Source organism: Actinomadura opuntiae (assembly GCF_030283205.1).
Taxonomy (GTDB): Bacteria; Actinomycetota; Actinomycetes; order Streptosporangiales; family Streptosporangiaceae; genus Spirillospora.
This window is the reverse complement of record NZ_JASNWF010000005.1, coordinates 70,654-82,712: the sequence shown is the minus strand read 5'-3', so window position 1 is coordinate 82,712 and position 12,059 is coordinate 70,654. Positions and strand designations below refer to the sequence as shown.

The 12,059-nt window shown below is 72.0% G+C and carries 9 protein-coding genes; 6 read left to right on the top strand and 3 right to left on the bottom strand.

Annotated elements, in window-relative coordinates; all coding sequences use genetic code 11:
• Positions 1–31: 31 nt before the first annotated feature.
• Positions 32–952 (bottom strand): RNA polymerase sigma factor SigJ, encoded by a 921-nt coding sequence (gene sigJ / locus QP089_RS11575; protein WP_285911528.1) that lies wholly within the window; start codon positions 950–952, stop codon positions 32–34.
• Positions 953–1,156: 204 nt separating this feature from the next.
• On the opposite strand from sigJ, the gene QP089_RS11570 reads away from it, so the two are divergent.
• Positions 1,157–2,680 carry an MFS transporter gene (locus QP089_RS11570; RefSeq protein WP_285911527.1) on the top strand — a complete coding sequence of 508 codons (1,524 nt, stop codon included), beginning with the start codon at positions 1,157–1,159 and terminating at the stop codon, positions 2,678–2,680.
• Between the two features lie 139 nt (positions 2,681–2,819).
• On the opposite strand, the gene QP089_RS11565 is transcribed toward QP089_RS11570, so the two are convergent.
• Positions 2,820–3,635, bottom strand: coding sequence for a methyltransferase domain-containing protein (locus QP089_RS11565; RefSeq protein WP_285911526.1), 816 nt, complete (start codon positions 3,633–3,635; stop codon positions 2,820–2,822).
• 28 nt (positions 3,636–3,663) lie between these two features.
• Here QP089_RS11565 and QP089_RS11560 point away from each other — a divergent pair, with 28 nt between their 5' ends.
• The gene (locus QP089_RS11560; RefSeq protein ID WP_285911525.1) at positions 3,664–4,095 is read left to right on the top strand and encodes a MerR family transcriptional regulator; all 432 of its coding nucleotides are present in this window, start codon (positions 3,664–3,666) and stop codon (positions 4,093–4,095) included.
• 3 nt (positions 4,096–4,098) lie between these two features.
• On the opposite strand, the gene eccCa is transcribed toward QP089_RS11560, so the two are convergent.
• Positions 4,099–8,079 carry a type VII secretion protein EccCa gene (gene eccCa / locus QP089_RS11555; RefSeq protein WP_285911524.1) on the bottom strand — a complete coding sequence of 1,327 codons (3,981 nt, stop codon included), beginning with the start codon at positions 8,077–8,079 and terminating at the stop codon, positions 4,099–4,101.
• Positions 8,080–8,257: 178 nt separating this feature from the next.
• Here eccCa and eccD point away from each other — a divergent pair, with 178 nt between their 5' ends.
• From eccD to QP089_RS11535, 4 genes are all read left to right on the top strand, one after another.
• Positions 8,258–9,658: a type VII secretion integral membrane protein EccD gene (gene eccD, locus QP089_RS11550; RefSeq protein WP_285911523.1), complete on the top strand. Its 1,401-nt coding sequence runs from the start codon at positions 8,258–8,260 to the stop codon at positions 9,656–9,658.
• Positions 9,659–9,665: 7 nt separating this feature from the next.
• Entirely contained in the window at positions 9,666–11,114 is a 1,449-nt protein-coding gene (gene eccB, locus QP089_RS11545; protein ID WP_285911522.1) for a type VII secretion protein EccB, read from the top strand.
• Positions 11,115–11,239: 125 nt separating this feature from the next.
• Positions 11,240–11,653 (top strand): WXG100 family type VII secretion target, encoded by a 414-nt coding sequence (locus tag QP089_RS11540; RefSeq protein ID WP_353070571.1) that lies wholly within the window; start codon positions 11,240–11,242, stop codon positions 11,651–11,653.
• Positions 11,654–11,699: 46 nt separating this feature from the next.
• Complete coding sequence (locus QP089_RS11535; protein ID WP_285911520.1) at positions 11,700–11,993, top strand: WXG100 family type VII secretion target; 294 nt, start codon at positions 11,700–11,702, stop codon at positions 11,991–11,993.
• Positions 11,994–12,059: the final 66 nt, after the last annotated feature.

Below are 12,059 nucleotides of genomic sequence, written 5' to 3'. Positions count from 1 at the left end.
GGGTTACCCAGCGAGCCGGGTTGTCGGCGGGTCAGGTTTCCGTCCATGGGCGGAGTTTTTCGGGGTTTCGTACTGCCCAGATGTGCTTGATCCGTCCGGCTGCGATCTCGAATGCGTACACCGACACGGTGACGCCGTCGCGTTGCGCGATCAGGCCGGGCTGGCCGTTGACGGTGCGCTCCGAGAGGACCAGGTCGGCATTGCGGCGGCCGATCTCGGCGCAGGCGCGGGCGATCTGCTCGCCGCCTTCGATCGGGTGCAGCGCGGTCTTGACCAGGCCGCCGCCGTCGGCGGTGAGGGTGGCGTCGGGGTCGAGGAGGCCGACGAGGGCGTCGACGTCGCAGGCTTGCAGCGCCTGCTTGAAGTTCCGGACGATGCCGGCCTGGTGGGCCGCCGGGGTCGCGGGCGGCCGGGCGGCGCGGATGCGGCGGCGGGCCGAGGACGCCAGTTCGCGGCAGGCCGCCGGGGTGCGGCCGGTGATCTCGGCGATCTCGGCGAACGGGTAACGGAACACGTCGTGCAGGACGAGCGCGACGCGTTCGGCCGGGGTCATCGATTCGAGGACGACGAGGAACGCCATGCTGACCGACTCGTCGAGGGTGACCCGGTCGGCCGGGTCGGGGGCGGCGGCGCCCGGGCGGCCGCTGATCCACTGGGTGGGTTCGGGCACCGGCTCGGGGATCCATTCGCCCACGTAGCGCTCCCGCCTCGCGCGGGCCGAGCCGAGCACGTCCAGGCAGATGCGGCTGGCGACCTTCGACAGCCAGGCGCCGGGCGAGGCGATCGCGTCCTGCTGGCGCCGGGACATGGCGTACCAGCGGGCGTAGGTCTCCTGGACGACGTCCTCGGCGTCGGCGAGGGAGCCGAGGAGCCGGTAGGAGAGATTGATCAGCTGACGCCGCTCGCTGATGATCGCGTTCAGGCCCGCGTCTGGCACCGGGTGGTCGGTCATGTTCCGGAGGCTCCCTGGGTCGGCTCTGCCGTCACCAGTCCGACGAGATACCGCCCCGAATCGTCAGGTCGCCTCGCCGCCTGACATTCCGGCGGGCCGTGTCGTCGGACTGCTGAGACCAACCGGACGGGAGGCTCGGCGACGTCGTCACCAGCGTAGTGACCGCAGCCGGGCGCCCCGAGTCCATGTGGCAAGGAGATGATCGTGGCGACACGCAGTGCAGTCCCGGTGGCGGGGCCGGGCTCAGAGGCGGCCGGGACGACGGCCCTGGATCCGCGGCGATGGCTGATCCTCGCCGTCATCGCCGCCGCCCAGCTCATGGTCGTCCTGGACCTGACCGTGATGAACCTCGCGCTGCCGTCGGCGCAGCGCGCGCTGGACTTCTCGACCGCCGACCGGCAGTGGGTCGTGACCGCGTACGCGCTGTCGTTCGGCAGCCTGCTGCTGTTCTGCGGGCGGCTCGCCGACCTGGTCGGCCGCAAGACGACCTTCCTCACCGGCCTTGTCGGCTTCGCGGCGGCCTCCGCCGTCGGGGGTGCGTCGGTCGACTTCTCGATGCTGGTGACGGCGCGCGCCTGCCAGGGCGTCTTCGGTGCTCTGCTGGCGCCGTCCGCCCTGTCGCTGCTGGCCACGACGTTCAAGGACCCGAAGGAGCGGGCCAAGGCGTTCGGCGTCTACGGCATGGTCGCGGCCGCGGGCGGGGGCCTCGGGCTGCTGCTCGGCGGTGCGCTGACGTCGTACCTGTCGTGGCGGTGGTGCATGTACGTCAACCTGGTGTTCGCCGCGGTCGCGCTCGTCGGTGGCGTGCTGCTGGTGGGCAAGCAGGACCGGACCCCGGGAGGCCGGCTGGACGTGCCGGGGGTGGCGGCGGTGTCCGCCGGGATGTTCTGCCTGGTCTACGGCTTCTCCAACGCCGCGTCCCACAGCTGGGGCACGCCCTCGACGTGGGGCTTCCTCGCGGCCGGCGTCGTGCTGCTGGTCGCCTTCGCCGTCTGGCAGTCGCGCACCCGGCAGCCGCTTCTGCCGCCCCGCATCGTCCTCGACCGGAACAGGGCCGGCGCGTACCTGACCATCCTGGTCAGCGGGGCCGCTACCTTCGGCGTCTTCCTGTTCCTCGTCTACTACATGCAGGTGACCCTGGAGTATTCGGCGGTCAGGTCGGGCTTCGCCATGCTGCCCATGGTGGTGTGCAGCGGCGCCCTGGCCCTCCTGGGCAACACCAAGCTGATGCCGCGGTTCGGCCCGAAGCCGATGGTCATCGTCGGCATGCTGGTCAACGCGGCCGGCATGGTCTGGCTGACGAGGATCGACGCGCATTCCGGCTACGCGTCGGCGCTGCTCGGCCCGCTCATGGTGACCGGGGCGGGCATGGGCCTCGTCTTCGGCATGGCGGCGGCCACCGGTACCTTCGGCGTGGCGCCGCAGGACGCGGGCGTGGCTTCGGCGAGCATCAACACCGGGCAGCAGCTCGGCGGCTCGATCGGCACCGCGCTGCTCAACACCATCGCGGCCAGCGCCACCACCGGCTACCTGGCCGACCACCTGCACGGACGGCCGACACCGCAACTGCTGCAACTCGCGGCGATCCACAGCTACACGACGGTGTTCTGGTGGTGCGCCGGCATCTTCGCGGCCGGCGCCGTCCTCTGCGGAACCCTCCTGCGCTCGGGCCCGCTGACCAGCCCGTCCGAGCAGTCCGTTCCATACGGTTCGGGAGGCGAGGATTGACCAGTTCGATCTGACGTTGGGCGATGGCGGAGTCCTGCCCGTCCTGGCATTACGGCACGCCGAAATTCGGGGCGTCTCCGCGGCCGCTGTTTCCGGTCGCGGAGCGCCTCGGTATTCGGTGGGTGTCGTATGACCGGGCTCAAGGGTTGGCGCCGGACGCGACGAAGAAGGGGACGGCCGCGAAAAGGCGGTCGGTTCGAGCGCGTTCTCGCTGGTCGGCGAGCCAGTCGTCGGCGCCGCGGGGCTCGGCGAGGGCGGTGAGCATGGGCAGGATCGCGGGGTCGGTGAACACGGCCGTGTGGACCTCGACGGTCACGTCGTGGAAGCCGGCGTCCAGGAGGAGGCTGCGGTACTGGCGGGCGGCCCGCGGGGACGGGAGCCGGTCGGCGCGGGCGTGGACGAGGGCGCGGGTCAGGTCGGGGAGCGACGAGTCGAGGACGAGGGTGTCCCAGTCCTGGCCGCACAGGACGATGCGTCCGCCCGAGGCAAGGGCACGGCGGGCCTCCGACAGGGCGAGTGCGGGGTCGGGCAGGTTGTGGAAGAGCTTGTCGGCGCGGTAGCCGGCGAGTTCGCCGTCGCGGAACGGCAGGGCGCAGGCGTCGGCGACGCGGAGGTCGGCGTCCGGCAGGCGGGTGCGGGCTGCCGCGATCATGCGTTCGTCGAGGTCGACGCCCACCGCCCGGACGCCCCGGGCGGTGAGTTCGGCGACGGCCCGTCCGGCGCCGCAGCCGACGTCGGCCATGAGGGCGTCGGCCACGAGGGCGTCGGCCACGAGGGCGTCGGCCACGAGGGCGTCGGCCACGAGGGCGTCGGCCACGAGGGCGCCGGCCACGAGGGCGCCGGCCACGAGCGCGCCGGGTGCGGCGCGCAGCAGGTCGTAGGTGCGGGCGCGCAGCCGGGTTGCGTCCGGGGTGGCGTCGGCGGCGTCGAGCCTGGCGATCAGATCCGTGGACATGCCGGCCATGCTGCGACTTAATGTCGACATGAAGTCAAGCGCCACGATGGGCATCGGGGAGGTCGCGGGGCGCTTCGCGCTGGCGACGCATGTGCTGCGGCACTGGGAGTCGGTCGGGCTGCTGAACCCGGAGCGCGCCGCCGGGGACCGCCGCCGGTACCGGAGCGGGGACCTCTACCGGATCGCGGTGATCCTGCGGGCGAAGCAGGCCGGTCTCGGACTCGAGGAGATCCGCGGAGTGCTGGCGACCGAGGACGCCGGTGAGCGCCGGGAGATCCTGCACCGGCAGCGCGACGCCCTCGCCGAGAGGACCGCCCGGGCGCGGGCGGCGCTCGACGTCATCGAGTGCGCCCTGGCCTGCGACCACGAGGACATCGCCGAGTGCCGCCACTTCCAGGCGGCGATCGCCGCGCAGATGGAGGAGCCCCGGGCCGTCCGGCCCGGGGCTCGCCACGCGTGACCGCTACTGCACGCCGCCGTGGAAGGCGGTCTGGATGAGGCGCTTGCCGGCGCGGCGGTCGGAGTGGGTGCCCCGGCCGACGGGCAGCGGCCCCGGGCGGACGTCGAACAGGTTGCCCTCGTCCTTGTTCCCGGACATGATCAGCGCCGGCGTCGCCATGTCCTTCAGCCGCTGCATGACCGGGTCGAACATGGCCCGGCCCGCGCCGCCCATGGTCCGCGACAGGATCAGGTGCATGCCGATGTCGCGGGCCTGCGGCAGCAGCTCGGCGAGCTGCGCGAGCGGGTTGCCGGACGGCGTGGCGACCAGGTCGTAGTCGTCCACGATCAGGAACAGCTCCGACCCGCTCCACCAGGACCGGTTCCGCAGCTGCTCGGGCGTCAGGTCGGACGGCGGGAGCCGGTTGACCAGGGCGCCGTTGACGTCCTTCATCAGCCCGGCCGCGGCCGTCGAGGACGCCGCGAACCCGATGACGTGCTCGCTCTCGGCCCAGTCGAGCAGGGCGCGGCGGTAGTCGAGCATGATGATGCGGGCCTCGTCGGTGGTGTAGCGGGCCTTGACGGCGTCGACGATGACGCGCAGCAGGTTCGACTTGCCGCACTCGTTGTCGCCGAGGACGACGAAGTGCGGGTCGTTGTCGAAGTCGAGCATGACGGGCGACAGCGTGTCCTCGTCGATGCCGATCGGGATGCGCTTGCCGGTCTCGGTGACCTGAGGCAGCGACGACAGCGGCAGCACGTCCGGCAGCATCCGGACCTTCGGCGCGCCGGGGCGGCCCTGCCAGCCGGCCCGGACGGTCTCCACCAGGTGCTTGACGCCGTCGGCGAGGTCCTGGGAGGACGGGCGGCCGTCGGTGCGGGGCAGCGCGCCGAGGAAGTGCAGGCCCTCGCGGGTGATGCCGCGGCCGGGACGGCCCTCGGGGACGTTCGCGGCGAGCTTGCGGTCCATCTCCGACTCGTACGGGTCGCCGAGCTTGAGCTCCAGCTTCGTCGCGAACAGGTCGCGGATGGTGAGGCGGAACTCCGACCACTTGTTCGTCGCGGCCATGACGTGGATGCCGTAGCCGAGGCCGCGGGCGGCGAGGTCGGTGATGGTCGCCTCGACGGCCTCGAACTCCTGCCGGACGGTCAGCCAGTTGTCGACGACGAGGAACACGTCGCCGAAGCCGTCGCCGGGGATCTGCCCGGACGCGCGCAGCCGCCGGTAGGTGGCGATCGAGTCGATGCCGCGCTCGGTGAAGAACCGCTCCCGCGACTCCAGCAGGCCCGACACCTCCGCGACGGTGCGGCGGACGCGGTCGGGGTCCAGGCGGCTGGCGACGCCGCCGACGTGCGGGAGGTCGGCGAGCGGTGCGAGCGCGCCACCGCCGAAGTCCAGGCAGTAGAACTGCACCTCCTGCGGCGTGTGCATCAGCGCGAGGGAGGTGATGAGCGTCCGCAGCAGCGTCGACTTGCCGGCCTGCGGGTTACCCGCGACGCCCACGTGCCCGGCGGCGCCGGACAGGTCCAGCCACATCGGGTCGCGGCGCTGGTCGAACGGCTTGTCGACGATGCCGGCGAACGCGTGCAGCTGCCCGCGGCCGTCCCAGCCGGCGGTGGTGAAGCCGAAGTCGGGGGTCTGCTGCAGGTTGGGCAGCACCTGGTCCAGCGTGGACGACTCCTCCAGCGGCGGCAGCCAGATCTGGTGCGGGGGCGGGCCGTGCCCGGCGAGCTGCTTGACGACCAGGTCGAACAGGCTGATCTGCGGGCCGTCGTCCTCCTTGGCCCGCTGTTGCTGCTGCGGCTGCTCCTGCATCCGCGGCTGCACGTAGGCGGGCGTGAACGGGACGATCTGCGCGAGCTGCCGCGGCCCCTGCTGCCCCTGGTGCGCGCCGGCGTCCTCCTCCGGACGGTAGGCCCCCGACACGTACGCGGCGCGGAACCGCGTCATCGTCTCGGTGCCGATCTTCAGGTAGCCGTTGCCGGGCGCCTGCGGCAGCTCGTAGGCGTCGGGGACGCCGAGCACGACCCGCGACTCCATCGCCGAGAACGTCCGCAGGCCGATCCGGTACGACAGGTGCGTGTCGAGGCCGCGCAGCTTGCCCTCCTCCAGGCGCTGCGACGCCAGCAGCAGGTGCACGCCGAGGGACCGGCCGAGCCGTCCGATCATCACGAACAGCTCGGCGAAGTCGGGCTTGGCCGACAGCAGCTCGGAGAACTCGTCCAGCACCACGAACAGCGTCGGCATCGGCTTGAGCGGCGCGCCCTGCTCGCGGGCCTTCTCGTAGTCGCGCAGCGAGGCGTAGTTGCCGGCCTGCCGCAGCCACTCCTGGCGCCGCACCATCTCGCCGTGCAGCGCGTCGTACATGCGGTCGACGAGGGGGAGCTCGTCCTCCAGGTTGGTGATGATGGCGGAGACGTGCTGGAGGCCGTCCATGCCGAGGAACGTCGCGCCGCCCTTGAAGTCGACGAGGACGAAGTTGAGCACCTCCGACGAGTGCGTCATCGCCAGGCCGAGGACGAGGGTGCGCAGCAGCTCCGACTTGCCGGAACCGGTCGCGCCGATGCACAGGCCGTGCGGGCCGTACCCGCCCTGCGCGGCCTCCTTGATGTCGAGCTCGATGGGGCGGCCGTCGGCGTCCAGGCCGATCGGGACGCGCAGCCGGTTGCGCGGCGCGCGCGGCTGCCACGACTGCCGCGGGTCGATCCGGGCCGGGTCGGGGACGCCGAGCAGCGTCGTCAGCGTCGTCGCGGCCGACAGCGCGTCCATCTCCGGGCCGGCGGCGGCGCTGGCCCGCAGCGGCGCGAGCTGCCGGGCGAGGCCGTCGGCCTGCACGTAGCTGAACTGGTCGGGCCGGCCGAGGGAGCTGGCGACGTCCTTGCCGGTGCGGTCGCGGCGCAGCATCGCCATCTTGTCGGCGGCGACCCGCAGCCGCAGCATCGTGTTGTCGGCGGTCGGCGCGACGTGCCCGGTGAGGTCGATGACGCAGACGCCCTCGATGCCGTCCGAGCCGATCTGCGAGTCGGGGGTGACGGCGCCGCCGTCCACGACGACGACGTGGTACGGCAGGTCGTTCTGCGACAGGCCGGGGGTGAACCGGGCGCGGTCCTTCACCTCGGTGCCGAACATCCGCTCCAGCTCGGTGAGGCTGCCCGCCATCAGCCGGACGGGCCCGGCCGCGTCCGTCACCGTCGGGTGCATCGAGTGCGGCAGCCACTTCACCCAGTCCCAGTGCGGCATCGCGTCGGCGGACGCGCACACGCTGACCCGCATGTCGTCGGGGGAGTGGAACGCCGTCAGCTGCGCGATCATCGAGCGGACCATGCCGCGGACGGCGTCGATGTCGCCCATCGGCAGGATCCGGGAGAACGACGGCAGCGACACCGCGACCGGCAGGTTCGGGACGGTGGAGTGCGCGCGGACGAACCGGCGCAGCGCGCCCGCCGTCATCGGCTCCAGGTCCTCGATGGGCTTGGTCTCCGGCGGGATCAGCTGGACGGCGAGCTTCTGCGGCCCGGCGCCGATCCGCACGTTGCCGAAGTCGGGGTCGGCGGGGCGGCGCTCCCAGATCCGCGCGCTCATCACCAGCGACCACAGCGAGTCGGGGGCGGGGCTGTTCCACTCCAGCGACTCGCGCTGCTGGTCGGCGGCGCGCCGCACCCGGCGCCGCACCTGGCTCAGGTAGCGGAAGTAGTCGCGGCGGGCGCCGTTCAGCTTGAACTTGCGCTCGCCGGAGCCGCGGCCCATCTGCCCGATCATCATGCCGCCCATGGCCAGCGCCATGCCGCCGCTGCTGATCATCATCATCGGCGACTTGGTGCCGCCGCCGAGGAACATCAGGCCCATCATCACCGGCATGACGGCCATCGGCAGGTAGGTGAGCACCGCCTGCATCCCGCCGCTCTGCATCTCCGGGATCTCCGGCGGGGACTCCAGCAGCAGCTCGCCCTTGGGGGCAGGGGGCGGTTTCCGGCGCTCCTTGCGCTTGACGAGGATCGTGCTCACCTGGGCGTTCCCTTCACGGGCCCACGCGTCCCGGGCGCGGCCGCGATGCGACGGGGAGCACGACCGACCCGCGGGTTGGTGGAGTTTGGTGTTGATTTAGCGTAATCGGACGTCACATCCTAAGCTGCGCGTCGATCGGATCCAGCCCGCTGATCTGACCTGGAGGACGGGAGCTCCCGTGAATTCCCCCGCCACAACCGAACTGTGCAGGGTCACCATCGTCGCGCCGCGGCGGCGCATCGACGTGTCCCTGCCCGCCGACGTGCCGCTGGCGCACATGCTCCCGACCCTGCTGCGGGCCGCCGGAGAGAACATGGCCGATGCCGGTCTCGCGCACTCCGGCTGGGTGCTGCAGCGGCTGGACGGCAACCCCTTCGACCCGGCGCAGACCACCAGCGCCCTCGGGGTGCGGGACGGGGAGATCCTCTACTTCCGGCCGCGCATGGCGCAGCTGCCGGAGATGTCGTTCGACGACGTCGCCGACGTCATCGCCACCGGCATCCGGGAGCGCTCGGACCGCTGGCGGCCCACCACGACCCGCTCGTTCGGGCTCGGCGCGGCCGGCGTCGCGCTGGTCGTCGGCGCCGTCGTCATCGCGCTGTCCGGCCCGCCGTGGATCATTCCGGCGGCCGCATCCGGCCTCATCGCCCTGCTGACGCTCGTCGTCGCGATCGTGCTGTCGCGGGCGATCGCCGACTCCGGCGCCGGCGTCGTCCTCGGGTACGCGGCGCTTCCCTACGCCTTCCTCGCCGGCGCGCTGGCCCCCGCCCGCAAGGGCCTGGAGCTGTTCGACCTCGGCGCGCCGCACCTGCTCGCCGGGTTCGGGGTCGCCGCGCTCGCCGCGATCATCGCCGCGTTCGGCGTCGCGGACGGGCTGCCGGTGTTCCTCGGCGTGGCGTTCGCCGGGTTCGTCGGCGCGGTCGGCTCCGGCGTCGGGTTCGCCTTCGACGACCTGCCCGCCGCCGGGATCGCCGCCGTGGCCGCGGTCGTGGTGATGATGTTCATCGCGGCGGTCCCGTCGCTGTCGTTCAAGCTGGCGCGGGTGCCGCTGCCGCCCGTCCCGTCCAGCGCAGAGGAGCTGCGCCGCGACACCGAGACGGTCGACGGCCGGATGGTGCTCGCCCGCACCGCCGCCGCGGACCGCTTCTCCACCGGCCTCATCGCCTCGATCGCGCTCGTCGCCGCGGGCGCGATGCTGTTCCTCTTCAACGCCGACGGCTGGGCCGGGCCGACGACGAGCGCGGTGATGTCGGTGTCGCTGCTGCTGCGCGCCCGCGTCTTCCGGGGCGTGTCCCAGCGGGCCTGGATGCTGGTCGTCGGGCTGTTCGGGCTGGTGCTGACGGTGCTCGGGGTCGCGCTGCACGGCAGCCAGATCGTCGCGCTGGCCGCGGCGCTCGTCCCGCTGCTGGTGATCGTCGGCATCGTCGTCGGCGTGACGCTGTGGCTGCCGACCCACAAGCCGACCCCGGTCTGGGGACGCTGGGGCGACATCCTCGACATCCTGGTCATGATCTCGCTGATCCCGCTGGCGCTCGCGGTGCTGGACGTCTACTCCCGCGTCCGCGGGCTGGCCGGGTGAGGCGCTGATGCAGAGCAGGCGGGATCTCTACCAGGCGCACCGCCTGATGACGCAGCGCGTCGGGCTGGCGCTGCTGCAGGGCGAGCCCGACGTCGCCGAGTCGCCGATGCGGCGACTGTCGGCGGCCGCGTTCGGCGGCGTGATGGTGGGCCTGCTCGTCGTCGCGGTGTTCGGCATCTGGGGACTGCTGTCGCCGGGCGGCGCCAAGGGGCTGGACGAGCCGGGCGTCGTCATCATCGAGAAGGAGACCGGCACCAAGTACATCTACGACGCCAACACCAAGAAGATGTTCCCGGTCGCCAACTACGCCTCGGCGATGCTGGCGCTGAACTCCGACAAGGTCACCCGCCGCGCCGTGTCGCGCAAGTCGCTGGACGGGTTCGAGCGCGGCGCGATGATCGGCATCCAGGGCGCGCCGGACTCGCTGCCCGACAGCGACCAGCTCATCCGCGGCCCGTGGTCGGTGTGCGTGCGCGAGACGCAGGCCGCCAACGGCGTCCCGCAGCAGCTGACCGCGCTGGCCGCCGGCCGGAAGGTCGGCGGGCGCGGGCTCGGCGACGGCGAGGCGCTGGTGGTGCAGTCCAGCGGCACCCCCTGGGTGATCTGGAAGGACCACCGGATGCCGCTGTCGCTGCCGCTGAACCAGGTGTCGGTGCTGACGAACGGCCCCGAGGCGGAGAAGGTGCCGCCGAAGTGGCTGAACGCCATCCCGTCCGCGGGCGCGTTCGGCGCCCCGAACGTCCCCGGGCGCGGCAAGGCGGTGGCCGGGCCCGGCGGCGGACAGGCCAGGGTCGGCCAGGTGTTCCGCGCGCAGACCGGGGCGGGCGGGCAGACGCTCTGGTACGTGATGCTCCAGGACGGGCTGTCGCAGATCAACGCGACGCAGGCGCAGCTGCTGCTGCTGGACCCGAACGAGAGCCAGGCCTACCCGGGCGCGAGCGTCCGGCCGGTCGACACCGACGTGTCGTCGGCGCAGCGGATCACGTCCGGCACCCGGCTGCTCGACCAGAACCTGCCGCCGACGCTGCCAAAGTTCGTCAAGTGGGACCCCTCCACCCCGCTGTGCTCGGTGTTCCAGGTCGGGTCGGCCGTCTCGCACCTGACGGTCGGCGGGTCGCTGCCCGCGCCGTCCGCGGGCGTGCTCGGGTCGGGCTCGGCCGGCGGGGCGAGCACCGTGGACCAGATGGTGCTGCCGCCGGGCGGCGCTGCGCTGATGAGCCTCGTGCCGGGCGGCGGCGACTCGTCCGCCGCCTCCAACGAGGGGACGGGGTCGCTGTCGCTCGTCAACGACCAGGGCATCCGGTTCGCGCTGCCGTCGGCGGACGTGGCGAAGAAGCTCGGCTACGACGCCAAGAAGGCCGCGCCGGTGCCGTCCAGCGTGGTGCACCTGATCCCGCAGGGCCCCGCACTGGACCCGACACAGGCCCGAAAGCCGATTCCGACCGTCCAGGGCTGACGAAGGGACTGTCCGTAAATTGGTGTGACGTATATCACATGAATACTCCCATCCCGCCATGAACCGCTAGATCATCATTCACGTCGACATAGGCGGGACATACGACCTATGATCGCTGACATTTCGTGCCTCAGGAGCGCTCCCCGGGCCGGCCGTTGCGCCAGGGCCCCGCGGCTCCCGGAGCGCGGCGCCACAGACTCGCAAACGGAGGTGACACTGTGGGTGGACAGTCCGCAGTCGACAGAAGCGCAATGCAGCAGGCGGCGACGCGGATCGAGGACTCCGCGAACATCGTCAAGGGCCTGCAGAGCCAGCTCGAGGGCCACAAGTCCTCCCTGATGGCCGGCTGGGCCGGCAACGCCGCGGTGTCGTTCGACCGGGTCTTCAACGAGTTCCAGACCGAGATGAACAAGGTGCGCACCGCCCTCGACGGCATGCACCAGAAGCTGACGCACACGAAGATCACCTACGAGTCGACCGAGCAGGAGCAGACCGAGGCGGTCAACAAGATCAACCAGCTGCTCAACGGCGGCACCTGATCGTCCCTCCCACCCGCCGACCCCCTGAACGCGAAGGACTCGTGACGTGAGCGACAGTTACACCAAGGCAAACTTCGGCAGCATGCAGCAGGCGCAGGCCGACTTCTCGCTGGCCTACCGCGCCCTGACCGACGAGCTCCACGACCTGGAGAAGAGCCTCGAGCAGCACCTCTCGCAGTGGGAGGGCAGCGCGCAGGGCGCCTACTGGGAGGCCAAGCGCACGTGGGACGCCGCCGCAGCCCACATGGGCCAGGTCCTCAACCAGCTCGGCGTCGTCATCGGCGAGGCGCACAGCAACTACAGCGCCGCGGAGCGCCGCAACCAGGGCATCTGGGGCTGAACGACCGCTGGACCGCCTACGTCGTGCAGCCCCCGCCGGGCCGCACGACGTAGGCGCGCCAGGGGG